The following is a 25,031-nucleotide window of genomic DNA, read 5'->3' as shown; positions in this document are numbered from 1 at the left end:
TCCCTGTGATGAACTGGCTGCCAGCGGGCTCATGGGTCCGCTGGCCTTCCTTCATCAAGGTATGAATTGCTCCTTCAGAATCCGTTCTTCCAGATTGTGTTCGGGATCGAACAGTAGGTGCAATTCAGTTTTACGGTCTTCACGAACGCGAACCATGTTCACGTCCCGGATTTCCGTGAAATCCGCCGTGGCACTGACCGGGCGCTTGGAACTCTCCAGCACCTCTATTTCCACGTCCGCCTTTTGAGGTAGCAGGGCGCCGCGCCATCTTCGCGGACGGAATGCGCTGATCGGAGTCAGGGCCAGCAAGGGTGTTCCAAGCGGCAGAATAGGTCCATGCGCCGAAAGGTTGTACGCCGTGCTGCCGGCAGGCGTTGCGACCAGGGCGCCGTCGCAGACGAGTTCTTCCAGCCGTATAACGCCATCAATGCGAATGCGAAGCTTGGCCGCCTGGCGGCTTTGCCGGAACAGGGCGACTTCGTTGATGGCCAATGCTTGAGATGGGCTTCCGTCCGTCGTTTTCGCCTCCATCTTCAGGGGGTGGAGGGTAACCCTTTCGCTGCGCGCCAAACGCTCATAGAGCGCGTCTTCGCGATAGGCATTCATCAGGAAGCCGATCGTCCCGCGATTCATCCCGAAGATGGACACGCCGTCGCCGAACTGCTCGTGCAGCGTTTCCAGCATGAAACCATCGCCGCCCAGAGCGATTATGATTTCGGCATCCTTGGGATGCACATTGGGATAGAGATTCTTCAGACGTTTTGCTGCCGCCTCTGCTTCCTCGGTCTCGGCGTGGACAAAGGCTAGGGGGAGTTCTCTTGGGTCAGCCATGTTCGAGGAAGTGCCCTGCATGGTGTCTCAGGCAGACAGTATAACCTCAATCCCTTCAGGAAACAGACCAACCTGCCTGTCAGGAGCAGATCATCATTTCTTTTAGGAAGGCGCTATCCCGCCTCAGCCACCGGTCACGCTCATATGCCGACTGGAAACGCCCTGCTGATTGTCCCGGTCGATGATGAAGTCATGACCTTTCGGCTTGCGCGTGATGGCTTCGCGAATGGTCTGCTTGACCAAGGCGTCATCATCACTTTCCCGCAAGGGGGTGCGAAGGTCGGCGGCATCTTCCTGTCCCAGACACATATAGAGCGTTCCGGTACAGGTCAGGCGTACCCGGTTGCAGCTTTCACAGAAATTGTGAGTCAGCGGGGTGATGAAGCCGATACGCCCTCCGGTTTCCTTGCAGTGGGCATAGCGGGCCGGCCCCCCTGTCTTGTGTTGGCTTTCTTCCAGTGTCCAGTTCCGGGAGAGGTCCTGGCGCAGCTGCGAGAGGGGATAATACTGATCAAGACGGTCCTCGCCACCAATGTCACCCATGGGCATGACTTCGATGAAGGTCAGATCAAAGCCCTCATCTCCGCACCAGGACACCAGGTTGTCGATTTCGTCATCGTTAACATTCTTCAAGGCGACGGTGTTGATCTTGATCGATATCCCGGCGCGTTTCGCGGCCTGTAGACCTTCCATGACCTTGTCGTACTTGCCCCAGCGCGTGATGGCCTTGAACTTGTCAGGGTTGAGCGTATCCAGCGAGACGTTCAGGCGCTTCACGCCACAGGCTGCAAGCTGGTCCGCATAGCGGGTCAGCTGGCTGGCGTTGGTGGTCAGCGTCAGTTCTTCAAGCTGGCCGCTGTCCAGATGGCGCGACAGGCGCTCGATCAACCACATGATGTTGCGACGCACCAGGGGTTCGCCGCCTGTAAGACGAAGTTTCCTGACACCGAGATCCACAAAGCTGCTGCAAAGCCGATCCAGTTCCTCGAGGCTGAGCACTTCCGATTTGGGCAGGAAGGTCATGTCCTCGGACATGCAGTAGACACAGCGGAAGTCGCAACGGTCGGTCACCGAGACACGCAGATAGGTGATCGCGCGCTGGAAGGGGTCGACCAATGGGGCTTCCGCATTATCGGAAGCAGTGTGCAGGACGGGTTGGGTATCTGACATCATTATCCGCCTTGTGGCTGTTTGTGCCCTCAGCTTGACAGTGGGGGCTGAACGTTTCCTCTCTGCAGGTTAACATAATTTTTGCATCTTGCAGTGACGAGTCCAAGCTTTCTGGAAGAGAAGACGAACCAAGGATGACGTTTATGCCAAAAGGCCGGAAAGGGAGTTCCAGACTGTGCGCATGATCTCGCCTGGGCGTCTGGTGGCGCTGCTCTTGATTCTGGGGTGTGGCGGCCTTCTGGCATATCTCAATTGGCCGGACAGCCTTTCCTTTACCTCGGGAGAGGAGTCCGAGGCAGGGCGTTCCGATGATCCGGTAGAACGCTGCATTGCCGAGGAGCGTGCACAGATTGACCGCATGATCGAGGAGACCCCTGAACTTGAAAGCCGCAGGCAGCTGTTCGTCCAGAGGGCCGAGGCGCGATGCGAAGCAACGGTGGGCTCGGGAAACTCTGCACCACCCGCCAAGGAATCCGATCCAAGTGCGGAGTGACCCCTTTCCCTAGGATAAAATTGTGGGCCGGCGGATCGTGCGTAACGGGCCCCCATCAGAGCGCGCGCGCTCGTCCAGCTCCCGGAAGGTTTCCACGATGACCTGCAAGGGGGCAGCTGTCGCATTGACCACACTGTCTGGTCCCAGGGCGATGGCCACATGTCCCGGCCAATAGAGCAGATCGCCACGCTGGAAGTCTTCACCAGGGTAAAGACGGTCCCCCAGATCCGGGGCCTCTTCCTGCTGGTCACTGTCCCGGGGGACCTCCAATCCAGCCGCAGCCAGGGAAAGCTGCACGAGCGCGGAGCAGTCCAGGCCGAGGCTGGAACGTCCGCCCCAGAGATAGGGTGTTCCCAGGAAGCTCAGGGCCGTCGCCGTCCAGTCCGTCGCGCAGCTGTCTATGGTGTCGGCGTGGCGTGCGTAAACCCAGCCTCCGGTTTCAAGCAACAGGAAACGTCCGTCACTTTCCCTGACGTGAAGTGGCGTTTGCAGGGACAGGTAGTTGCGAACAGGGCTCTTGATATCAGGTGCGGTGAACAGCGGTGTCCGCAGAACCGATACGCGATGGGTCGCGGCCGTGGTCAGTGCAGGCCCCAGATTGTTTTCGCCAATGTAGCCAACGTAGCCATCAGTTTGGCACTGGACCCAGGCCCAGCCATCCTTGCGTTCAAATACGAGGACCTGTTCCGATTGCATAAGTTGACTGTCCAGTGGGGCCTTGTCATCAGCCTGGCGTCTCAGATCGGCCAGAGCGATCCGGATGCTTGCCTGTTGACCGTCGACATAGGCCTCGGCCTGAACCCGTCCCTTCAGGCGTGCATCGGCCAGATCCGGCCGGAAGGCCGCAAGCTTGGGGCTGAGCGTGTCTGATGAGTTCATGACGGCTCGCTCGACCCGGAGCCCGTGCGATTGGCTTCACGATTCTTGCGGCGCTCTTCCTGCAGGCGCAGGTCCTCTTCCGTGGTGTGCATGGCCGGGCGTGGGCCGGCCGCCATGGGCGTATTCGGATCCTCGAAGGTCGCGGCAACCCTGCAATCCTCGCACATGCGCACCCGGTCGATCTGCTCCTGTTGCATGTACATGGAATGCAGGCCGCTCAATTTTTCCACGATCCGTTCTATGGATTGCTTGACGCCAAAAGGAGTGCCGCATCGGATGCAGTGGAAGGGTTCCGCCTCGTTCAGGGTCCGGGGCTTCTTTGCTTCGTCGGTGAAATCAACCTGTGGGATCAGGGTGATCACATTTTCGGGGCAAGTCGACTGACAGAGCCCGCATTGAACGCAGGCTTCTTCCTGAAAACCGATCCAGGGCCTATCGGGATCGTCAAGCAGGGCACCCACCGGACAGGCAGGGATGCAGGCCTGGCAAAGCGTGCAGCCTTCGGTGTCGATTTCTATACGACCGAAGGGAGCGCCCTGCGGAAGGTCAATCCGATCGACCGGGGCAGGGGCATTGTCGTGCAGGTGCCCCAATGCCAGATAACTGCGGCTGCGCTTGTTGCCAAGTGGCAGGAAGTTGCTGGCCGTGGCGGCCTCTCCCTGAGGCAGAGTTTCCAGTTGCCCTTCCACAGTGTCCGGATCAAGCGCGTCGATCAGGCTGAAGTGTCCGCGCCCATATCCGAGACCCTCGGAGATGTTCTCGACCAGTTCCAGGGTTTCTTCCAGGACAGGCAAGTCCTCGCGTTTGGATGGAGGAACCAGGATGGCCGCTGCTGCGGCTCCATAGGCCAGGGAACAGAGATAGATGTCGAAGCCGGCCTGGGTGACCTCGTTCATTTCGACAGGCAGGACATTGGCCGGCAATCCGTTGCCCAGGCGCGCCATGTAGGACAGCAGTTGACGACCATGCTGGCCATCATGGAACAAGAGAACGGGGTTTTCGCCACCGCCGGAGCGGTAACTGGAGAGCAGGACGCGGATGCGATCTGCCAAGCTTGCGGTATCGGGCAGACGGTAGTCCATGGCTCCAGTCGGACAGCTGGCTGCACAAAGTCCACAGCCGCCGCAAACATGAGGATCCACTTCGACAATGTCTCCCAGGGATTGGATCGCCGACAGGGGACAGGCGTCTATGCAACGATTGCAGCCTTGCTGGCGGCTGCGGGAATGCGCGCAGATGCTCTCGTCATACTGGACATACCGGGGTTTCTCGAATTCGCCAACAAGGCCGCTTGCATCCAGAAGGGCTTTCTGAACTGCGATCAGATCACCTGGGTCTGGGCGCAGGTAACCGTCATGACGCTCGTGCGCCGGCAGGAAAGGTGTGCCACCGGAAAGATCCAGCACAAGGTCACAGGACAGGCTGGTCGCCCCCTTCCAGTCCTCGAATGCAAAAGAACTGCGTGAGGAAGGGGAGGGCGCCGCATAGCTTTCGATCTCGGCTTCGAAAGCGCCAAGGTAACCGCTGAGGCTTCGGATTCGCCCGGCGAAAACAGGATAGGTCATGGGTTCTGGAGGAAGGCTGCCCTCGTCCTCGGAAATCAGCACAGTGACCTTCAGGCGGTCACCGAGCTGTCGGGCAGCCTGCAATGCCAGTTCGGACGGGCCATATATCAGGCAGTTTCCCTCCGAGGCCAGGGTCACGCTGGTGAAGGGCTCACTGTCCATAGCCGCCGCTGCCAGAAGGGCGGCCATTTTGGGCGCAGCTTCTTCAGCATCATGCGACCAGCCCGCCGTCTCACGTATATTGGTAAAGCTGACCCTGTCGCCTGCCTGAAAGTCTTCTGCAATTTCTGAAAACAGGGGCGCTTCCTGGGTGCAGGCCACAAGCAGCTCATCACCGCTTTCCAGGGCAGCCTGATAGTTCTCGATCTGACTGCGGCAGAGCTGGGTGTTCAGGAACAGTTCCCCTTCGCCACCAACATTATGACAGGCCTTTTCCAACCCCATGCGTGAGAGGGGCATTGTCTTTTCGCAGTCACAAACCATGACGCGACGGTTGCGCATCTTCATGACGCTGTCTCTCCCGTGGCCCGATTTCGTGGGGACCGTTTATGGATTCTTGTCTTTCATGCGATGCTAGATCAAAGCCAAGGGGAATTGAAAGGTTCCTCTGATCGCATCCCGGTGATTGCCGAGCTGGGCCGACCCGTCCCATAGTGAAGGGGAGGATATCCATAGGCGTACAACGGCCTTTCAGGGAACAGTCAAAGGGCACTTCGATGGGAAAACAGCAAGCAGGACAGGCCGAGATGCTGCGCAAGGTCAGGATTACGGATGAAGAGACCCTGGGCGAGTTCCTGGTACGTCCCGATGTGGATGACGAAAGGCTGGTCAGCCGTGTTCAGGGCATCGACCAGGACGGTTTGCCGGTGGAAACGGATGTGGTCAGTGAGCGCCCCCTGACTCTTTACCTGAATCGCCAGGAGATCGTGACGATGATGACCATCGGTGATCATCCGGATTACCTGGCCGTGGGGTACTTGCTGAATCAGAACATGCTGCACAGTGATGACCGTATTACAGCGATCGACCATGATCCCGAGTTGGAGGTGGTCGTGGTACGCACGGAACGCGAGACGAATTACGAGGACAAGCTCAAGAAGAAGGTGCGCACATCCGGCTGTGCCCAAGGAACTGTGTTCGGCGATCTCCTGGAGAAACTGGATGAGATAACTCTCGGCGCGGACCGCGAATTGCATACCTCCTGGTTGCCGGAGCTGACTCGCAAGATCAATGGAATTCCAAGCCTCTACCTGAAGGCCGGCGCGATTCACGGCTGTGTTCTTTGTCAGGAGGAAAGGCCCCTGATCTACATGGAGGATGTCGGGCGTCACAATGCCGTAGACAAGGTGGCCGGCTACATGTTCCTGCACGGCATCTCCAGCGCAGACAAGATCTTCTATACCACCGGGCGCCTGACCTCGGAGATGGTGATCAAGACGGTTCAGATGGGCATACCAATTCTGGTGTCCCGTTCAGGCTTTACTGCATGGGGCGTGGAGTTGGCTCAGCAAACAGGTCTGACCTTGATCGGCCGCTGCCGTGGCAGTCGCTTCGTAGCACTCGCAGGCCAGGACCACATCCTGTTCGATGCCCAGGAAAGCTACGAGGAAGACAGCCGTCATCGTCGAAAGGCGGCCAGGGATGAAGCATCATGAGCAGGCCGGTTTGCGGAGTCCTGCTTGCCGGGGGGCAGTCACGACGCATGGGCGGTGGCGACAAATGCCTGCGTGAGCTTGCAGGGAAGACGATCCTACAGCATGTGATTGCCCGCGTTGCCCCCCAGGTTCAGGCGCTTGTCATAAATGCCAATGGTGATCCCTTGCGTTTTGATGCCTATGACCTGCCTGTCGTGGCAGACAGTATAGAAGGCTATGCCGGTCCTCTGGCGGGGGTGTTGGCCGGTATGGATTGGGTGGCCACAAACAAGCCGAACTGTGAACTGATGGCCACCTTCGCCACCGATGCCCCTTTCGCGCCACGTGATCTTGTGCCCCGATTGCTGGAAGGACTTGAAGCTGCGGATGCGGATATTGCAGTGGCAGCGTCCGGCGGGCGGTTACATCCCGTTTTTGCACTCTGGCCGGTTTATCTGCGAAATTCTCTGAGGAAAGCCATGATGCGCGAGGACGTGCGAAAGGTGGATGTTTTTACGGCTCGCTACAAGGTCACGGAGGTCGAGTGGGACGCTGGCGGAATGGATCCCTTTTATAACGTGAATCGGCCGGATGATTTTGAACATGCGCGACAGCTTTTGCAGGCCTGAACCCGGGTTTCGCAATAAGGCGGTTTAAGGCTATCGTGGAGTCATGGGACAGCTGGAAAAGGGAAGACAAGAGGTGACGTCCACGGACGCAAGAATGCCTTTGGGAGTCGTGCTGGAAAAGCGTGAAAGCCAGAACAGATGGGTGAGCCACGTCTGGCGGGCCGTCGAAGTCTTGCCTGGTGCGCCGGCGCGCGATCCAGACGGGGATTGGCCTTCACTCGGCCTTTTTGAAAGGGGCGAGCGCTTTCATGCCGGTACTTTGCAACTGGAACTTACCCGGAAATTGACGGATGGCTACCGCTCCAACATTTCCCAGCGAGAACCGCGAGTCTATGTCGTCCTGCGCCAGCAAAGCGAGAAAGACGGGCGTGCACCGCTGTACCCCTTTCTGGTGACAGTCTGTCCACTGGAGGCTGAATTCTACGCGGTCGGAGGGGAGGAAACCGTGGAGGATGTGCCCATGCCGGAGGAAGTCGTGATCTTCGTGAGTGATTATGTGCGGCGTTATCATGAGGAGCTTCCCTTCCACAAACGCAAGCGTGGATCGAAAAAGCGAGACGAGAAGGGAAGCTTCGAGATCCGTGGAGCAGGCGGGGCGAAACTGAATGAGTGACCGGCAAGACTCCTTCTTCAGACGATGGTCCTCGCGCAAGCAGAGCCGCGCGCATGAGGATGGGGAAAACGAAAACGAAAACCTGTCTTCTGTCCCTGAAGGCAGCCAGACAGTGCAGACTGACAGCCAGCAGGTTCAGCAGGACCAGGAAGTGCCGCTATCAGCGGAAGATCTGCCGGATCCAGATACGCTTGACCGGGATGCGGACTGGTCCGTCTACCTCAAGAGGAATGTTCCGGCAGAGCTGCGACGCAAGGCCTTGCAGCGGCTTTGGCGTGTCGATCCCGTCTATGCAAACCTGGACGGGCTTGTCGATTACGCAGATGACTATAACGACCCGGTGCTGCTTTCCCGGAAGGTCAAAACCCTCTTTCAGGTCGGTCGTGGCATGGTGTTGCCTGAAGACGAACCTCGGGCCGTCTCCGAGAGTGAGGCGCATGGGGAGGCTGAATTGGTGGAGCGTGAAAGCGAACCACAGCCGGACGACCTTTCGGGTGATCCCATTGCGGAGTCGAATGATGATTCAATGGATCAGATGGAAACGGGGGAAGAAGACACGGTTGCAGCCGGATACGGACCATTCGGTTTACGCAACCGCAATATCACCCGAAACGAGAGTGCCGAGGAAGGGCTTCGTCGAAAAACAGATGGTTCGGCCGTAAAGCGGCGTTGGGACCTGGGATAGATTCAACGTTCTCGCGAATAATGATGCTGATCCATATCGCATTGCAGCATGCTGATTTATTGACAAGCGATTGGAAGACCGGCTCTAATTGAAAAAGGTTAGAATATTTAAAAATACACGGGTCATATAATCCTTATAAATCAAGGACCCGTCAGGAGAGAGAGATTGACGACCGACGATGAGGTCGAGGAAGAGGACCGTCTGAGGGCAGACTGGTACGGACTGCTGGCGCGTCTTCTTGGAGCCGAACCGGATGACGCCTTCCTGCGTTCTCTTGCAGAACTTGAAGGCGATGACAGCGAGATGGGGCAGGCCGTTTCCACATTGGCCAAGACGTCTGCACGCCTCAATTCTGAAGACTTGAAGCACGAATACTTTGCCCTCTTCATTGGAGCAGGTGAATCAGAGCTTCTGCCCTATGCGTCCTATTACAAGACGGGATTCCTGAACGATAGGCCGCTGGCACGCCTGCGCAACGACATGTTGACGCTTGGTCTGGCACGGAATGAAGGAGTCAGCGAGCCGGAAGATCACATTGCTTCGCTTTGTGAGATGATGGCTGCGCTGATTTCAGGGGATTTCGGTGACCCGCTTCCCTTGGAGGAGCAGAATGCCTTCTTCGAGAAGCATCTGAATGGTTGGGCACAGCGTTTCTTCGAGGATCTGGAGGCCGCGCCTTCAGCGCATTTCTACATGCCGGTCGGTACGATCGGTAAGATCTTCTTTTCCATAGAGGCGCAAGCCTTCGAGATGGCTGCTTGACCCTGCACGGGTTGGGCATCGGTGCAAGGAGAGGTCAGATGAAAGACGATGAACTGAAATCCAAGAGCCGCCGCAATTTCTTTCGTGCCGGACTTGGAACCGGTGTCCTGGGAGCGGCGGGTGCCGTGGCCCTGAACCTGGGAGGCAACGAAGCGGAGGCAGCCGAAAGCGGCAAGACATCCGCTGGATATCATGAAAGCGAGCATGTGCGGACCTATTACGATCGTGCGCGCTTCTGAACAAGAAAACAGCTTGTAAAAGCATGCAGTTACTAGGGAGAGGACGATGCTTACCAGGAAATCCACGGGAACGGTAACAGGCTCTCACATGATGAAGGCGCTTTCCGGTGTCACCGGGAAGGCCGTTGACCGGCGCACGTTCCTTCGCCGTTCTGGGATGGCTGCCGGCGGTTTGGCCGCCGTTTCAGCACTGCCGATGGGGCGTGTCCGCAAGGCCAATGCTCAGGAGAGCGGTTCGAGCGGTAGCAACGTCCAGCAAGTGAAGTCTGTCTGCACGCACTGCTCGGTTGGCTGCAGCGTTATTGCAGAGGTCGAGAATGGAGTTTGGACGGGACAGGAGCCAGGCTGGGATAGTCCATTCAACCTTGGTGCTCACTGTGCAAAGGGGGCGGCCGTTCGCGAACATGCTCATGGTGAGCGCAGGCTCAAGTATCCGGTCAAGCTGGTTGACGGCAACTGGGAACGCATGTCCTGGGAAGACGCCATCGACGAAATCGGCGACAAGATGCTGGAGATCTATGATTCCTCGGGACCGGACTCCGTTTACTGGCTGGGCTCGGCGAAGCACAACAACGAGCAGTCCTACCTGATCCGCAAGCTGGCGGCTTTCTGGGGTACGAACAACGTCGACCACCAGGCACGCATCTGCCACTCCACCACCGTTGCCGCTGTGGCCAATACCTGGGGCTACGGTGCAATGACGAATTCCTACAACGATATCCACAATTCAAGGGCAATGTTTCTGATCGGCGGTAATCCGGCTGAAGCTCATCCGGTTTCACTTCAGCACCTGATGAAGGCGAAGGAAGAAAATAACGCCCCATTGATTGTCTGTGACCCACGTTTCACGCGCACGGCAGCCCATGCCGATGAATACGTGCGCATGCGCCCGGGTACGGACGTTGCCCTTATCTGGGGCATTCTCTGGCACGTTTTCGAGAACGGCTGGGAGGACAAGGAATATATCCGCCAGCGCGTCTGGGGCATGGACCAGATCAGGGAAGAAGTGGCCAATTGGAAGCCGGACGAAGTCGAACGCGTGACGGGCGTCCCGGAATCGCAAGTGGCCCGTGTTGCGCGGACCCTGGCGAATAACAGGCCTTTCACCATTATTTGGTGCATGGGCGGCACACAGCACACTATTGGCAACGCCAATTGCCGGGCATATTGCAATCTGGGATTGGCGCTCGGCGTTATTGGCGTGCCAGGTGGCGGCACCAACATCTTCCGGGGCCATGACAACGTGCAAGGTGCGACGGACCTGGGCGTCACACAGGATACCTTGCCGGCTTACTATGGCCTGTCCGAAGGTGCCTGGCGCCACTGGGCGCGTGTCTGGGATGTCGATTACGACTCCCTGCTGGAACGCTTCCCCGACAAGGAGATGATGGAGCGGGCCGGTACACCGGTTTCACGCTGGTTTGACCTGGCCCTTGAGGCCAAGGAAGACATCGATCAGCCCGATAATCTGCGCGCCATGGTTTTCTGGGGGCATGCGCCAAACTCGCAAACGCGCCTGCCCGACATGCGCAAGGCCATGTCCAAGCTGGACATGCTGGTTGTGGTCGATCCCTTCCCGACCTTTACGGCCGTGATGCACGATCGCACGGACGGAGTTTACCTGCTGCCAGCGACCACGCAGTTCGAGACGGTCGGTTCTGTAACGGCCTCGAACCGCTCGCTGCAATGGCGTGAGAAGGTGTTCGATCCACTGTTCGAGTCCAAGGTGGATCACGAGATCATGTATCTCTTCGCCGAGAAGTTCGGCTTTGCCGACGAGATGTTCAAGAACATCGAGGTCAACGGCAAGGAGCCCCTGGTCGAGGATCTGACCCGCGAGTTCAACCGCGGCACTTGGACCATCGGCTATACGGGGCAGTCGCCCGAGCGCCTGAAGAAGCACATGGCCAACCAGCAGACCTTCGACAAGACATCGCTGCGTGCGCGTGGTGGGCCTTGTGATGGGGACTATTACGGACTGCCCTGGCCATGCTGGGGAACGGCCGAGTACAACCATCCGGGCACGCACGTGCTTTACAACAACACCATCCCGGTCAAGGAGGGCGGCGGTGCTTTCCGGGCCCGCTTCGGTGTGGAACGCGATGGCGACAACCTACTGGCTGTGGGTTCGTACCCGGTCGGCTCCGAGATCGAGGATGGGTATCCCGAAGTCACCATGGCAATGATGAAGTCCATGGGGTGGGATGAGGATCTGACAGACGAAGAGCGTCAGACCATCGAGGAAATCGGTGGCGACGACATCGATTCCGTCAACTGGAAGACCGATCTTTCTGGCGGCATCCAGCGTGTGTCCATCGAGCATGGTATCCAGCCCATGGGCAACGCAAAGGCACGTGCCGTGGTCTGGACCTTCCCGGATCCGGTGCCCCTGCATCGTGAGCCACTCTACACGCCGCGCCGCGACCTCGTAGCGGATTATCCCACCCACGAAGATCGCCAGATGCATCGTCTGCCGACTCTCTACAAGACGATCCAGGACCAGGATTTCTCGGAGGACTTCCCGATCATCCTGACCTCTGGCCGGCTTGTGGAGTATGAGGGCGGCGGTGATGAAACCCGGTCCAATCCCTGGCTTGCGGAACTGCAGCAGGACATGTTCGTCGAGATCAACACCGTGGATGCCAACAATATAGGTATTCGCGATGGCGACATGGTCTGGGTACACGGCCCCGAGAACGAGGCGCGCGTGCGCGTGAAGGCCATGATTACAGAGCGTGTAGGACGCGGTGTCGCTTTCATGCCGTTCCACTTCGGCGGCCATTGGATGGGTGAAGACCTGCGGGATAAGTACCCGGACGGCGCAGATCCCTATGTCCTGGGTGAGGCGTCGAACACGGTGCAGACCTATGGCTACGATGTGGTCACGGGCATGCAGGAAACGAAAACAACGCTTTGCCGGATTGAACCGGCGTAAGGCCCCAGGGGAGAGGAGATCAGAACATGGCACGTATGAAGTTTCTCTGCGACGCGGAGCGCTGCATCGAATGCAACGCCTGTGTGACGGCCTGCAAGAACGAGAATGAAGTTCCCTGGGGCGTGAATCGCCGCCGTGTCGTTACCATCCAGGACGGCGAGCCGGGCGAGCGATCCATCTCCGTGGCCTGCATGCACTGCTCCGACGCCCCCTGCATGGCCGTCTGTCCCGTGGACTGCTTCTATCAGACCGATGAAGGAGTCGTCCTTCACTCGAAGGACCTCTGCATTGGTTGCGGCTACTGCTTCTATGCCTGTCCCTTTGGGGCCCCGCAGTTCCCGCAGGCGGGCAATTTCGGCAGTCGTGGCAAGATGGACAAGTGCACCTTCTGTGCCGGCGGCCCGGAAGAAGACGGCTCCCAGGCCGAGTTTTCGCAATATGGCCGCAATCGTCTTGCCGAAGGCAAACTTCCCCTCTGCGCCGAGATGTGTGCCACGCGCGCCTTGCTGGCCGGGGATGGGGATGAAGTCTCGGACATCTATCGTGAGCGCATCGTGGCTCGCGGCTTTGGCTCCGGCGCCTGGGGCTGGGGCACGGCTTATGACATGAAAGCTGGCGGTTAAGTGTCCGCCTGGTTTTTGGGATGAAGCTGGCAGTTGTGTTCACGGCGCTGGTATCGCTGGCGGCTCTTGCCGCCTGCGATCCAGACGAACAGGATCGTGTTCTCTACCATGAGCCCGGAACCTACCAGGGCAAGGTCGATACACCACTTTCACAGGAACAGGTTCGCGAACTGAAAGGGCGTGCTACCCTGCAGGGCCGTCAGTAGCGATGTCTGTGCTGTAGGGTGATCATGGTGGAGGAAAAGGGACGGACCATGAGATTCACGAGATTGGCCTTGATTGTTCCTGCACTCGTCGCGGTGCTGCTTGTGGCGGTTGTCGTGCAGGGTGGCACGCTCTCCGAGGCCTGGGCCCAATCGACCGATCAATCAGCTGCTTCTACTTCGTCCGAAGGACCTGTTGGTGGCGCTGTTCCGGGCAACAGCCTGGGGACAACAGGCTCTGCCGATCAGTGGCGCGCCATACGGGGCGGCTTGCAGGGAAATGTATCCATTCCGGATACGAAAAGCGGCGTCCTGATCCAGTCGGGTGGGGAAGGCTGGCGCGCCATACGCAACGGTCCGCTCATGACCTATGGCTCCTGGATCCTCTTGGGCACCATTATCCTGCTGGCACTTTTCTATCTTCTCCGTGGCCGGATCCGGCTGGAAAAGGGACCTTCCGGAATCCTGATCGAACGTTTCGGGGGGCTGGAGCGATTCGTGCATTGGATGACGGCCGTTTCGTTCATCCTGTTGGCCTTGACCGGAATCAACATCCTCTGGGGACGCCACGTCCTGCTGCCTGTTATTGGGCCGGAAGCTTTTTCCGTCCTGACCCTTGCGGGCAAGTATGCGCACAACTTCCTGGCCTTCCCTTTCATGCTCGGTGTCCTGCTGATGTTCGTGCTCTGGGTCGGGCAGAACATTCCCAACCGACACGACCTTGTCTGGTTTGCCAAGGGCGGGGGCATGTTCTCGAAGCACGCCCATCCCCCCGCACGCAAATTCAACGGCGGTCAGAAAATCATTTTCTGGGCGGTCGTCCTTGGTGGGCTGTCGCTGTCGCTTTCCGGAATTTCACTGATGTTTCCATTCGAATTCGCCCTGTGGCAAAAGACCTTTGCCTTCCTGAATATTTTTGGCACTGATTTGCCGGATTCCGTTTCTCCCATCATGGAGATGCAACTCAGCTCTCTGTGGCATTCCATACTCGCAATTGTCATGATTGCCGTCATACTGGCGCATATCTACATCGGAACGCTGGGTATGGAGGGTGCTTTCGCCGCCATGGGCAGCGGTTATGTGGATGAAAACTGGGCGCGTGAGCATCACAATATCTGGGTTGAGGAATTGCAGCAGAAAACAGACCACGCGTCAGGAAGCAGCGGTCATACGCAGCCGGCCGAATGAGATGCCGGCACTGTCTGGAATGCGAACAGGGATGGAGCTGTCATGAAGGCTTTTCTTGCGGGGACGTTGGCTGCAATCGTTATATCAGTGGGGGCAGCAATCGTGCTTGATGTGATGGTTCAGTCTTCGAGTGGCGAAGCCTATTCCACTGACAACGTGCGTTTGGGTGAGCGCGACTAATCCCTCGGATCAACCGTTGTACGGTCCCACTGCGTGGACAGATAGTCTGTGAAAGTTTGAAGTCCAGGCGAGGCGGAACTGGCATCCCACGCAGCACAAATCGGTATGCGGCGGGTCACATCATCCAGGGGCTTGATGACCAGGCCCCGTCTTTGAAGATTGCGTACACAGTTTGAGTAGACGCTTACCCCTGTGCCTGCTGCAACCAATCCGAAAATGCCTTCACTGCTGGATGCTTCCTGCACGATACGCGGGAAGAAACCGGATTCATGACATATTATGAAGAGGCGCTCGCGATGGGCCGCCCAATAGTCGCTGTTGCCCAGTACGAATGGCTCGTTGGCCAGGTCCGATAGCCTCAGGCTAGCGACATTGGCGAGTGGATGCGTTGCAGGAAGCAAAGCGACATAACTGTCGTAGTCGAAGGTATAATTATGGATGCGGTCATTCTCGAATGAACCGATCAGGAAGCCCATGTCGATCCGGTGTTCCATCAGTGCGGTCCGTTGCATGGTCGTTGGCATGAAGGAGAGTTCCAGCCGTATGCTCGGATGGGCTTCCCGGAAGGAGCGTATCAACTCAGGCAGACGACCGTTGATTGCAAAATCCATATAGGCAATGCGTAATTCGCCATAGATGCCTTGCGCTGTATAGCGTGCCAGATTGACGGCATGTTCCAGATGACCGACACCCAGCTGTGCTTCCAGAAGGAAAGCGCGGCCAGCTTCAGTCAACTCGGCTGAGCGCGTCGTCCTGCTGATCAGTTTTGTCCCGACGCTCTCTTCCAGTTCCCGCAAGGTTCGGCTAAGGGCAGGCTGTGAGATATGCAGGCGCTCAGCGGCGCGATTGAAGTGCAGTTCTTCGGCCAGGAGAATAAAGGCACGTATGTGGCGCAGGTCGAGAGACAAATTAATAACTCATATGGTATTAATAAAAGAGTAATTGATATTTTACTCATTACCATTGATGCATCAAGCTCCTCAATCAGGCGCCTGTGATAATCACCATACCTTAATTCGGGAGGCACCTGATGGCTGAAACACTGGATCAGATGTTGACCCGTGCTTTTGATGAGGCACGCCAGCTTTACAAGGAGCGCGGGTTTCAGCGCCGTGTGGGCTTTGGCAGCAAGCCGGCTTTAATCAATGTCGATCTTGCCAATGCATGGACGCGCCCCGGAAACGTCTTTGCCTGCGAGAATATTGACGACCAGGTGATTCCAGGTGTTCAGCGGTTACTGTCCGCTTGCCGGCGCAATGGCCATCCGGTCGTGCACGTGACGACCTGCTATCAGGTTACGGACCGTGAGAATCCGCACACCGATATGGGACTTTGGCACAAAAAGATTCCTGTGGAAGCCGTTCCCGAGGACCGTCCTGACCTCTGGGCCATTGATTCCAGAATTGAGCCTGTGGAAGGCGAGCAGCTTCTGGTAAAAAAGCGCGCCAGCGCATTCCACGGCACCTATCTGGCAGGTTTTCTCCGTGCATCAGGCGTTGACACCATCCTTGTAACCGGTGTGACCGCTTCGGCCTGTGTACGTCAGACACTCTGTGACGGGATTGCGGATGGTTTTCGAACCATTGCCGTGAAGGAATGCATTGGAGATCGCATTCCTGGCGCCGTTTCATGGAACCTTTTCGATATTGATGCAAAGTTTGGCGACGTTGAGTCGGTTGAGCGTTGTATCGACTATCTGGATGAAGTTGGTGGCTCGTCAGCTACAGCGTGATCCGGACAAGAGGAACTTGAGAGCAGGGGCAACCTGTCAGTTCCGCCATTTCTCCATAAGGACAGCGGAAATGGTTTCCGCTGACAGAAACTGAAAACAGAAGGAGATCGGGAGATGACAATTAACCTGAAAAACGGTCTGTTCGCGCTTGCAGCGGGAACGGCCCTTAGCCTGAGCATCGTTGGCGCAACACCCGAGGCGCTGGCGCAGGACAAGATTGAACTTAAGATGCACAGCCAGATCGTCGAATCGCGGCCGGAAGCACAGTATCTGCAGGAATTCGCCGATCGTGTTAATGAGCGGGCCGATGGCGCGCTTGAAATTCGTGTCTTCCACGCCGGCTCACTCGGTGTGAAGGATACCGATCTGCTGCGTCTCATGCAGAGCGGTTCCGTGGACATGGCCATGATGTATGGCGAGTACTACAAGCGCGATGCGCCTGAATTGGCTGCCGTATACGTGCAGGGTGCCATCGTCGAGCCCGAGGAACACCTGGAACTGCTTCCGACCATCCGGGAAATCTATGAAGAAGCCTACTCGGACTGGGGCATCACCACAGTTGGCGGTGTTGTCAGTCCAGTCTTCGATGTCGGACTGCATTGCAGCGATCCCGTTAATTCCCTGGAGGAGCTCCAGGACAAGAAGCTGCGTGTCTGGGCTGGGCATCTGGTGGATACCTTCGACAAGCTTGATGTCGCATCGCAGGTCATTCCCCAGAATGACATGTACGTAGCACTGCAGACCGGCGTTGTTGATTGCGCCTATTACCTTTCGACCGTAGCCGAAACGGTTTCGCTTCAGGAGGTCACGGACTACGAAGCCTACCTGCATCCCTGGGCCGCGGTGCCCTGGATGTTTGGTGTGAATGAAGAGGCATGGGACAGCCTTTCACCCGAGCTTCAGGAACTCGTCCGCGAGGAAGGCGAGCGGATGTGGGAAAAGACCCGCGAGCTTGCCGTCGATGAGGAGCGTGAAAGCGAAGCGCGTGCTGATCGCGAAGAGCTGGGCATCACCATGCTGGAGCCCTTCTCGGATGAAGACGTGAACCGCTTTGTCGAAGCCGCGAATGAAGCCTGGGCCGAAATGGCACAGGATGCCGGTGACAAGGGTATGGAATACTACGAGCGGATGCAGGAAGCGATCTCTGAACTGGATCGCTGATCTTCGGACCTGATCCTTGCCCCTTCCTTGCCTGCTTTGGCAAGGAAGGGGCAGTCTCCGCCAAGAGGGAAATGACCATCACCGATCGGGGTGGCACTTAAACATGCAGATACTTGTCAACGCAGTGCACAGGCTGGTTCAATTGATGAATGTGCTGGGTGCTGTCGCGGCCATTGTTATGACGACGATGGTCTTTGCCGGTGCCGTCATGCGCTATTTCTTCGGAGCGCCACTGAGATTCTCCGACGAAATGGTCGGGCTTCTCTTTGTCTCGATGGCATTCCTGGCCATTCCACTGGGTGTTTTCCGCAACCAGCACATCACGATTGATATCCTCAGCCGCAAGTTCACACGTCCCTGGGCTTACATGGCCAACGCCGTTGCCCTGGTTATCCTGATGCTCTTCTCGTTCGCCTTTGTCTGGACCTCCTATCAGTTCATGGATTTCTCGCGCGAGATCTCGGCACGTTCGGATATTGGGAGCCTGCTGCTCTGGCCGTGGATGGCAGTCATGACGGTTTGCATGGGAGTTGCTTTCCTTGTGGCCGCTCTGCAGCTCATTGATGCCTTCAGAGTCATGGCAGGACGGGACAGCTATTTTCCCTCTGAAGCCCCATCCACCGAACAGCAGTCGGAAGGAGGGCGCGTATGACCTGGACAATTCTTGGTGGTGCGCTGCTTTTAACGCTCCTGACCGGTGCCGTACTGGGTGCCTCCCTGGGGTTGGCAGGCTTCTTCCTACTTGAATTCCAGGCGGGCGGCGCCACGGACCTGGCCATCACCTCGGTTTGGAACGTCTTTACAGACTTCACCCTGAGCGCGGTCCCCATTTTCATCATCCTGGGCGATATCCTGCTGGCAAGTGGTGTCAGCACACGAATCTACAATGGCCTGACGCCATTGTTTCACCGTATTCCGGGACGCCTGCTTCACACCAATATTGCCGTGACCACGATATTCGGCGCCGTCAGCGGGTCCAGCACTTCGACCGCAGCCGCCATTGGGTCAGTCGGCTACCCCGAGCTTTCACGGCGCGGTTATCACAAACCCACCATCGTCGCTTCGCTTGCGGCAGGTGGCACTCTGGGGCTGTTGATCCCGCCAAGCCTGTCACTGCTGATCTATGGGGCCACGCAGAATGTCTCGATCGGCAAGTTGTTCCTTGCCGGCATACTGCCGGGGCTCATCATTGCCATGGCGTTTGGCGTCTACCTGATGCTGATCAGTCTGATAAAGCCCGAGCTGACACCCAGTGACGAAGTGAAACCGGGGCGACGGGAAATCCTGCAGGGCCTGGCTCAGATCTGGCCGCTTCCCATCCTGATCTTCTTTGTCCTTGGGACAATCTATCTGGGCCTTGCCACGGTCACGGAAGCAGCAGCAATGGGCGTCGTTGCTGCCATACTGCTCGGGTTTCTCTGGGGGGATCTGACGCCCAAGAAGCTCTGGGGTTCCTTTCTAAGCTCCACCGTGATCTTTGGCGCCATAGCCATGATCCTGCTGGGAACGATCATCCTGGCCCAGGCCATCAGCATCCTGGGGCTGCCGCGCGATCTGGTCGATTACATCGCCACACTTGGCCTCTCCAAATACGAGGTCCTGTTGCTGGTCGTACTGGTCTATCTGCTGCTGGGCTGCTTCTTTGACGGTATCTCCCTGCTGCTGATGACCCTGCCGATTTCCTTTCCCCTGATGATGGCGCTCGGTTTCGATCCGATCTGGTTCGGGGTCATCGTGACCATCCTGATGGAAGTCGGCATGATCACGCCCCCGGTGGGGCTGAACCTCTTTGTCCTGGTCACCATGACCAATCGGGAAGTCGACCTTGGCCAGGCGGCCTGGGCAACGGCACCCTTCTGGCTGGTCATGGTTTTCTCGATCGGCTTTTTCACACTGTTCCCGGAAATTGTCCTGTTCCTGCCAAGCTTTTATTGACGGGTGACAGGATACACAGGAGGTATTTATGTCTGAATCTCTGCACGACCGTATTGTCGTGATCGATGGTCTGATTGTCGCCAAGTGGCATCGTCCGGTTTTCGAGGCCATGCACAAGGGGGGGCTGACAGCGGTCAACTGCACCTGTTCCGTCTGGGAAGACTTCCCGACGACAATGAAGGCCGTAGCCGACATGAAGCGGCAAATCCGCGAGAACAGCGATATCCTTATGCAGGTCTACACCACAAAGGATATCCGTCGCGCCAAGGAATCCGGCAAGGTCGGGATCATCCTGGGGTGGCAGAACAGCACCGGGTTCGGGGATTACCTGCCACTGGTGCAGGTCTATAAGGAACTGGGGCTCGGCATCGTGCAGATGACCTACAACACGGCCACCACGGTGGGCTCTGGCTGTTACGAAAGCCGGGATACGGGCCTGACGGACTTTGGGCGTGAATTGATCGACGAGATGAACCGAGTCGGCATCCTGATCGATCTCAGCCATGTGGGCGAGCTGACCTCCAGGGAAATCATCGAGTACTCGAAGCAGCCTGTGGCCTATTCGCACTGTCTGCCGGCTGCCCTGAAGGCGCACCCTCGCAACAAGAGCGATGAGCAGCTGCGTTTCATTGCCCAGCACAACGGTTTTGCCGGGGTGACAATGTTCCCGCCCTTCCTGGCAAAGGGGACAGAGGCCACAGTCGACGACTATGTCGAGGCCGTTGAATACGTGATGAATCTCGTGGGCGAGGATCGCACGGGGATTGGCACCGATTTTACTCAGGATCACGCAGACAGCTTCTTCACCTACATAACCCAGGACAAGGGCTATGCCCGCCAGTTGACGGAGTTCGGCGAGATCATCAATCCGGAAGGCTTCCGTCGTATCGAGGACTTCCCCAATCTGACGGCCGCCATGGAGCGTCGTGGATGGCCAGAGGGACGTATCGAGAAAGTGATGGGGGGTAACTGGACGAAGCTACTGGAGGAGGTTTGGGGCGAATAAGGCTCCGGCCCATCCTGTTTTAAAGCGAGAAACGGCGGGATCGGATCGATCCCGCCGTTTCTCGTTCATCCTGGCAAGAAGCCATCACTCAGCAGCGATTGCTTCATTGGCCTCCAGACGTGCAGCGCAGAACTTGAACTCCGGTATCTTGCCATAGGGATCAAGTTGCGGATTTGTCAGGATGTTGGCGGCCGCCTCGTTGAAGCAGAAGGGAATGAATAGCATGCCTTCGGGCACCTCACGGTCCTTGCGGACCTTGATCTCAATGGTTCCGCGGCGTGTGGTGATCCTGACCATGTCTCCCGGCTCGATTCCACGACGGCCCATTTCCCTGGGGTTCATGGAGACAATCGCTTCGGGTTCCAGGTCGTCCAGGACGCCTGCACGCCGGGTCATGGCGCCAGTATGCCAATGCTCCAGCAGGCGTCCTGTCGTCAGGACCAGCGGATAGTCGTCATCCGGCAGTTCGTCGGGCGGCACAAGATCGGTCGGAACGATGCGGGCCCGGCCATCAGCTGTCGGGAAGCGCTCTGCAAAGATGATCTCGTTGCCGGGCTTGTCCGGCGCGTCTGCAGGATAGGTGACCGAGTCTTCCCGCTCCAGCCGCTCCCAGGAGATGTTGGCTAGCGAGGGCATGACCTGTGCCATCTCAGCGAAGACATCGCTGGGGTGGCTGTAGTTCCAGTCCTCGCCCATGCGATGGGCAATCTCCTGAATCAACTCCCAGTCCTGGCGTACCTGTCCGGGAGGAGTCACGGCCGCGCGGCCAATCTGGACCTGGCGATTGGTATTGGTGTACGTTCCTGTCTTCTCGGCATGTGCCGTCGCTGGAAGAATAACATCGGCATGCCAGGCCGTTTCGGTCAGGAAGATATCCTGGACCACAAGGTGCTCGAGCTTGGCTAGAGCCATGCGGGCATGGGTCTGGTCTGGATCCGACATGGCCGGATTCTCGCCCATGATATACATGCCCTTTATCTCGTCAGCATTGATGGCGTGCATGATCTCCACGACCGTCAAGCCCTTGTTCGGATCCAGGTCCTGGCCCCAGAATTCCTCGTATTCCTTGCGGATGGCGGCATCTTCGACCGAGCGATAATCGGGATAGACCATGGGGATGAGCCCGGCATCGGAAGCACCCTGCACGTTGTTCTGGCCACGCAGGGGATGGAGGCCGGTACCCGGACGGCCGATTTGGCCCGTGATCAGGGCCAGTGTGATCAGGCAGCGGGCATTGTCGGTTCCATGGACATGCTGGCTGATCCCCATGCCCCAGAAGATAATCGACTTTTCCGAGCGTGCGTAGATGCGCGCCACGTCCCGAATGGTTTCGGCAGGTATGCCGCAAACCTCGGCCATCTCCTCCGGTGAGAAATTGCGGATGCGTTCCTTCAGTTCCTCGTACCCGCTCGTACGTGCCTGAATGTACTGCTCGTCTACCAGGTTCTCAGCAATGATCGTATGGATCATGGCGTTCAGCAGGGCGACATCCTGGCCTGGCTTGAACTGCAGCATGTGACTCGCGTAGCGGGACAGGCCCTGATGCCGCGGGTCCATAACGATCAGTTTTGCACCGTTCTTGGCAGCCGTCTTCAGATAGGTTGCAGCCACCGGGTGATTCTGGGCCGGACGCGCACCGGTCACGATGATGCAGTCGCTTTCCAGCGCGGATGTGAAGGGGGCCGTGACTGCTCCTGACCCCATGCCCTCCATCAGGGCGGCCACGGAGGAGGCATGACACAGACGGGTGCAGTGGTCGACATTGTTGGTGCCAAAACCAGTGCGCACCAGCTTCTGGAACAGATAGGCTTCTTCATTACTGCCCTTGGCGGAACCGAAGCCGGAAAGTGCGCCCCCGCCATCACGATCCCGGATGGTCTTGAGGTCAGTGGCGGCCTTCTCCAGAGCCTCTTCCCAAGTGGCTTCCCGGAAATGAGTCCAGGGATTGTTCGGGTCTACCTGATCGTCCCAGCGCTTGGGTGCATCCTCGCGGCGAACCATTGGTACGGTCAGACGCTGGGGATGATTGATATAGTCGTAGCCGAAGCGTCCCTTCACACAGAGACGGTTCTCGTTCGCAGGGCCGTCTCGACCATCGATCTGGACGATCTCGTTGTCCTTTACATAGACCTTGGTCTGGCAGCCCACGCCGCAATAGGGGCAAACGGAATCGACCGTCTTGTCTTCATAGACCGCTCGCTGACCGACCTTGTCCAGCAGGCTGGATTCCATCAGTGCCCCGGTCGGGCAGGCCTGCACGCATTCTCCACAGGCTACGCAGGTGCTTTCCCCCATGGGATCGTCGAAATCGAAGACCACCTTCGCATTGTGGCCGCGATAGGCCATGCCGATCACGTCATTGACCTGAACCTCACGACAGGCACGTACACAGAGCCCGCAGTTGATGCAGGCATCCAGGTGTACGGCCATGGCCGGATGGCTGACATCCGGTATAGGACGGTCAGCGGCCGGAAACCGGCTGTCCGCTATGCCGATGCTTTCGGCCCAGTTCCAGAACTTGGAATCCGGGTCGTGCGAGGTTTCGCGCTCCGGCTGGTCCGCAATCAGCAACTCGAAGACCATCTTGCGCGACTTGCGCGCACGCTCCGAAGCGGTACTGACCTTCATGCCGTCGGTCGGCTTGCGGATGCAGGAGGCGGCCAGGACGCGCTCGCCCTCGACTTCCACCATGCAGGCGCGGCAATTGCCGTCCTCGCGATATCCCGGTTCCGGGGAATAGCAGAGGTGCGGAATTTCCGTGCCCATCCGGTCAGCTACCTGCCAGATGGTTTCGCCGGGCTCGGCCTGGACTTCCTGGCCATCCAGAGTGAATTTAATCATGTCGCTCATGACCGGCTCTCCTCGGGAAAGTACTTCAGTGCACAGAGCAGAGGGTTGGGTGCCGCCTGGCCCAGCCCGCAGATAGAGGAATCCATCATGACGGAAGACAATTCCTCAAGGAGCTCTGTGTCCCATTGCTTTGCGGTTAGCAGTTGAACGGCCTTTTCAGTGCCGTTCCGGCAGGGCGTGCACTGGCCGCAGGACTCATCCTCGAAAAAGCGCATCAGGTTGCGCACCACCTCCTTGATGTCGTCCTGATCGGACAGCACGACGATGGCAGCAGAACCGATGAAGCAGTCATAGGGTTGCAAGGTGTCGAAATCGAGCGGGATGTCGTCCATGGACGCAGGAAGGAGGCCACCCGAGGCACCGCCTGGCAGGTAGCCCTTGAAGCTGTGTCCCTCGGCCATGCCGCCACAGTACTCCTCGATCAGCTCACGGATCGTGATGCCTGCGGGGGCCATCTTCACACCGGGTTCGCGTACACGCCCCGACACCGAGAAGGAGCGCAGGCCCTTGCGTTCGTGCCGCCCTTGAGACGTGAACCACGCAGCGCCCTTTTCAAGGATATCGCGTACCCAGTAGACGGTTTCCACGTTGTGGGTGAGGGTGGGCAGACCGAACAGCCCGACTTCCGTGGGGAAGGGGGGTTTGTGGCGGGGATAGCCTCGCTTTCCCTCAATGGATTCCAGCATGGCGGATTCCTCGCCACAGATGTATGCACCGGCACCGCGCCGGATCTCCAGGCGGCAATGATCAGCCAGCCCGGAAGTTTCCACCTTTCGCAGTTCACGATTCAGGATTTCGATGACGGCCGGGTATTCATCGCGGATATATATATAGCTGGTCTCGCATTCGCCGACCCAGGCGCCTATCAGCATGCCCTCGATGAAGCGGTGGGGATCGCTTTCCAGGAAGTAGCGGTCCTTGAAAGTTCCCGGCTCTCCTTCGTCGCCGTTGATGGCCATCAGGCGCGGATGGACCTGGGACTGCATGATCTGCCATTTCAAGCCGGCCCGGAAGCCGGCGCCGCCAAGCCCGCGCAGGTCGGCTTCTTTCATGGTGGCAATGATATCCTCGCGTGTCCGTTCGCCCTCCAGGATCTCCCTGAGCAGGGCATAACCGCCCTCGGCTCGATAGTTCTCGAAATCCTTGTATTCGGGAACATCAGGGTGCAGCCGCCGAGCGGAAATGGCTTCTTTGACACTGTTTCCGCTCGCAAAGTTGACGTGATGATGGCCAACTTCTGCTACAGGTGCCGTATCGCAACGCCCCATGCAGGGGGCGCGCAGAATGCGAACCTGGGCATTGGCGTCGGATTCCAGCTCCTCGATCAGGCGTTGTGCGCCCATCATTTCGCAGGTTAGTGAATCGCAGACGCGGACGGTTATTGGTGCCGGGGGCGCTTCCCCTTCTTCGATGATATCGAAATGTGCATAGAAAGAAGCCGTTTCATAGACCGCAGCCAAAGGCATCTTCATCTCCTCGGCAAGTGCCGTGAGATGCGCGGCGGAAAGACAGCCGTAGTTATCCTGAATCAGGTGGAGATGCTCGATCAGCAGGTCAGACTGCCGTGAACGTTCTCCCAGCAGTGCGCGGACCTGATCAAGTGCCTCGGAGTCGGCCTGGCGTCCCTTCGGAGCGAGGGGAGCCTTGCGGCGACCGGAACCAGGATGAATTTGCCTCTGGAACTGTGAGGCGCTTGCTGTTTGCCCTTGGGACATCGA

General features: G+C 58.0%; 23 protein-coding genes. 16 read left to right on the top strand and 7 right to left on the bottom strand.

The window, feature by feature from the left end:
* Nucleotides 1–54 precede the first annotated feature (54 nt).
* Both G502_RS0104135 and moaA read right to left on the bottom strand, forming a co-directional pair.
* A complete protein-coding gene (locus G502_RS0104135; protein WP_026989045.1) occupies nucleotides 55–831 on the bottom strand; it encodes an NAD kinase in 777 nt (258 codons plus the stop codon).
* A gap of 123 nt (nucleotides 832–954) precedes the next feature.
* On the bottom strand, nucleotides 955–2,001 hold the full coding sequence (moaA, locus tag G502_RS0104130; protein ID WP_040487659.1) for a GTP 3',8-cyclase MoaA: 1,047 nt from the start codon (nucleotides 1,999–2,001) through the stop codon (nucleotides 955–957).
* Between the two features lie 181 nt (nucleotides 2,002–2,182).
* Here moaA and G502_RS0104125 point away from each other — a divergent pair, with 181 nt between their 5' ends.
* Nucleotides 2,183–2,494, top strand: coding sequence for a hypothetical protein (locus G502_RS0104125; RefSeq protein ID WP_022727396.1), 312 nt, complete (start codon nucleotides 2,183–2,185; stop codon nucleotides 2,492–2,494).
* A gap of 9 nt (nucleotides 2,495–2,503) precedes the next feature.
* Here the strand turns inward: G502_RS0104125 and G502_RS0104120 are convergent, their stop codons facing one another.
* Together G502_RS0104120 and G502_RS0104115 are read right to left on the bottom strand one after the other, a co-directional pair.
* Nucleotides 2,504–3,373 carry a C40 family peptidase gene (locus G502_RS0104120; RefSeq protein ID WP_022727395.1) on the bottom strand — a complete coding sequence of 290 codons (870 nt, stop codon included), beginning with the start codon at nucleotides 3,371–3,373 and terminating at the stop codon, nucleotides 2,504–2,506.
* Nucleotides 3,370–5,445: a 4Fe-4S binding protein gene (locus tag G502_RS0104115; RefSeq protein ID WP_022727394.1), complete on the bottom strand. Its 2,076-nt coding sequence runs from the start codon at nucleotides 5,443–5,445 to the stop codon at nucleotides 3,370–3,372. The genes G502_RS0104120 and G502_RS0104115 overlap by 4 nt, the downstream gene beginning before the upstream one ends.
* 239 nt (nucleotides 5,446–5,684) lie before the next feature.
* On the opposite strand from G502_RS0104115, the gene fdhD reads away from it, so the two are divergent.
* The 10 genes from fdhD to G502_RS0104065 all read left to right on the top strand — a co-directional run bounded on the left by fdhD (nucleotide 5,685) and on the right by G502_RS0104065 (nucleotide 14,449).
* On the top strand, nucleotides 5,685–6,593 hold the full coding sequence (gene fdhD / locus G502_RS0104110) for a formate dehydrogenase accessory sulfurtransferase FdhD (RefSeq protein WP_051152036.1): 909 nt from the start codon (nucleotides 5,685–5,687) through the stop codon (nucleotides 6,591–6,593).
* A complete protein-coding gene (gene mobA / locus G502_RS0104105) occupies nucleotides 6,590–7,201 on the top strand; it encodes a molybdenum cofactor guanylyltransferase MobA (RefSeq protein WP_022727392.1) in 612 nt (203 codons plus the stop codon). The genes fdhD and mobA overlap by 4 nt, the downstream gene beginning before the upstream one ends.
* 73 nt (nucleotides 7,202–7,274) lie before the next feature.
* A complete protein-coding gene (locus tag G502_RS18585) occupies nucleotides 7,275–7,814 on the top strand; it encodes a DUF3305 domain-containing protein (RefSeq protein ID WP_162140945.1) in 540 nt (179 codons plus the stop codon).
* Nucleotides 7,807–8,499: a DUF3306 domain-containing protein gene (locus tag G502_RS21310; protein ID WP_022727390.1), complete on the top strand. Its 693-nt coding sequence runs from the start codon at nucleotides 7,807–7,809 to the stop codon at nucleotides 8,497–8,499. Before G502_RS18585 ends, G502_RS21310 begins: the two co-directional genes overlap by 8 nt.
* Before the next feature lie 165 nt (nucleotides 8,500–8,664).
* Entirely contained in the window at nucleotides 8,665–9,261 is a 597-nt protein-coding gene (locus tag G502_RS0104090) for a TorD/DmsD family molecular chaperone (RefSeq protein ID WP_022727389.1), read from the top strand.
* A gap of 38 nt (nucleotides 9,262–9,299) precedes the next feature.
* The gene (locus tag G502_RS0104085; RefSeq protein ID WP_022727388.1) at nucleotides 9,300–9,500 is read left to right on the top strand and encodes a hypothetical protein; all 201 of its coding nucleotides are present in this window, start codon (nucleotides 9,300–9,302) and stop codon (nucleotides 9,498–9,500) included.
* Nucleotides 9,501–9,546: 46 nt separating this feature from the next.
* Entirely contained in the window at nucleotides 9,547–12,435 is a 2,889-nt protein-coding gene (locus tag G502_RS0104080) for a formate dehydrogenase subunit alpha (RefSeq protein ID WP_026989041.1), read from the top strand.
* 26 nt (nucleotides 12,436–12,461) lie between these two features.
* Entirely contained in the window at nucleotides 12,462–13,058 is a 597-nt protein-coding gene (gene fdh3B / locus G502_RS0104075) for a formate dehydrogenase FDH3 subunit beta (protein WP_022727386.1), read from the top strand.
* Between the two features lie 20 nt (nucleotides 13,059–13,078).
* A complete protein-coding gene (locus G502_RS0104070; RefSeq protein WP_022727385.1) occupies nucleotides 13,079–13,264 on the top strand; it encodes a hypothetical protein in 186 nt (61 codons plus the stop codon).
* A gap of 48 nt (nucleotides 13,265–13,312) precedes the next feature.
* Entirely contained in the window at nucleotides 13,313–14,449 is a 1,137-nt protein-coding gene (locus G502_RS0104065; RefSeq protein ID WP_026989040.1) for a formate dehydrogenase subunit gamma, read from the top strand.
* A gap of 176 nt (nucleotides 14,450–14,625) precedes the next feature.
* Here G502_RS0104065 and G502_RS0104055 read toward each other — a convergent pair whose 3' ends face one another.
* Nucleotides 14,626–15,537, bottom strand: a complete 912-nt coding sequence (locus tag G502_RS0104055; RefSeq protein WP_022727382.1) for a LysR family transcriptional regulator — start codon at nucleotides 15,535–15,537, stop codon at nucleotides 14,626–14,628.
* A 122-nt stretch (nucleotides 15,538–15,659) separates the two neighbouring features.
* Here G502_RS0104055 and G502_RS0104050 point away from each other — a divergent pair, with 122 nt between their 5' ends.
* The 5 genes from G502_RS0104050 (at nucleotide 15,660) to G502_RS0104030 (ending at nucleotide 20,463) form a co-directional block, all read left to right on the top strand.
* A complete protein-coding gene (locus G502_RS0104050; protein WP_022727381.1) occupies nucleotides 15,660–16,361 on the top strand; it encodes an isochorismatase family protein in 702 nt (233 codons plus the stop codon).
* Between the two features lie 114 nt (nucleotides 16,362–16,475).
* Nucleotides 16,476–17,522 (top strand): TRAP transporter substrate-binding protein, encoded by a 1,047-nt coding sequence (locus G502_RS0104045; RefSeq protein WP_022727380.1) that lies wholly within the window; start codon nucleotides 16,476–16,478, stop codon nucleotides 17,520–17,522.
* Between the two features lie 103 nt (nucleotides 17,523–17,625).
* Complete coding sequence (locus G502_RS18575) at nucleotides 17,626–18,174, top strand: TRAP transporter small permease (protein WP_022727379.1); 549 nt, start codon at nucleotides 17,626–17,628, stop codon at nucleotides 18,172–18,174.
* On the top strand, nucleotides 18,171–19,457 hold the full coding sequence (locus tag G502_RS0104035; protein WP_022727378.1) for a TRAP transporter large permease: 1,287 nt from the start codon (nucleotides 18,171–18,173) through the stop codon (nucleotides 19,455–19,457). Before G502_RS18575 ends, G502_RS0104035 begins: the two co-directional genes overlap by 4 nt.
* 28 nt (nucleotides 19,458–19,485) lie before the next feature.
* A complete protein-coding gene (locus G502_RS0104030; RefSeq protein ID WP_022727377.1) occupies nucleotides 19,486–20,463 on the top strand; it encodes a dipeptidase in 978 nt (325 codons plus the stop codon).
* Between the two features lie 84 nt (nucleotides 20,464–20,547).
* On the opposite strand, the gene fdhF is transcribed toward G502_RS0104030, so the two are convergent.
* Complete coding sequence (gene fdhF, locus G502_RS0104025; protein WP_022727376.1) at nucleotides 20,548–23,313, bottom strand: formate dehydrogenase subunit alpha; 2,766 nt, start codon at nucleotides 23,311–23,313, stop codon at nucleotides 20,548–20,550.
* Nucleotides 23,310–25,028 carry an NAD(P)H-dependent oxidoreductase subunit E gene (locus G502_RS0104020; RefSeq protein WP_022727375.1) on the bottom strand — a complete coding sequence of 573 codons (1,719 nt, stop codon included), beginning with the start codon at nucleotides 25,026–25,028 and terminating at the stop codon, nucleotides 23,310–23,312. The genes fdhF and G502_RS0104020 overlap by 4 nt, the downstream gene beginning before the upstream one ends.
* Nucleotides 25,029–25,031 lie beyond the last annotated feature (3 nt).

Source organism: Fodinicurvata sediminis DSM 21159 (assembly GCF_000420625.1).
Classification (GTDB): domain Bacteria; phylum Pseudomonadota; class Alphaproteobacteria; order Kiloniellales; family DSM-21159; genus Fodinicurvata; species Fodinicurvata sediminis.
This window is presented reverse-complemented; position numbering and strand designations above follow the sequence as displayed.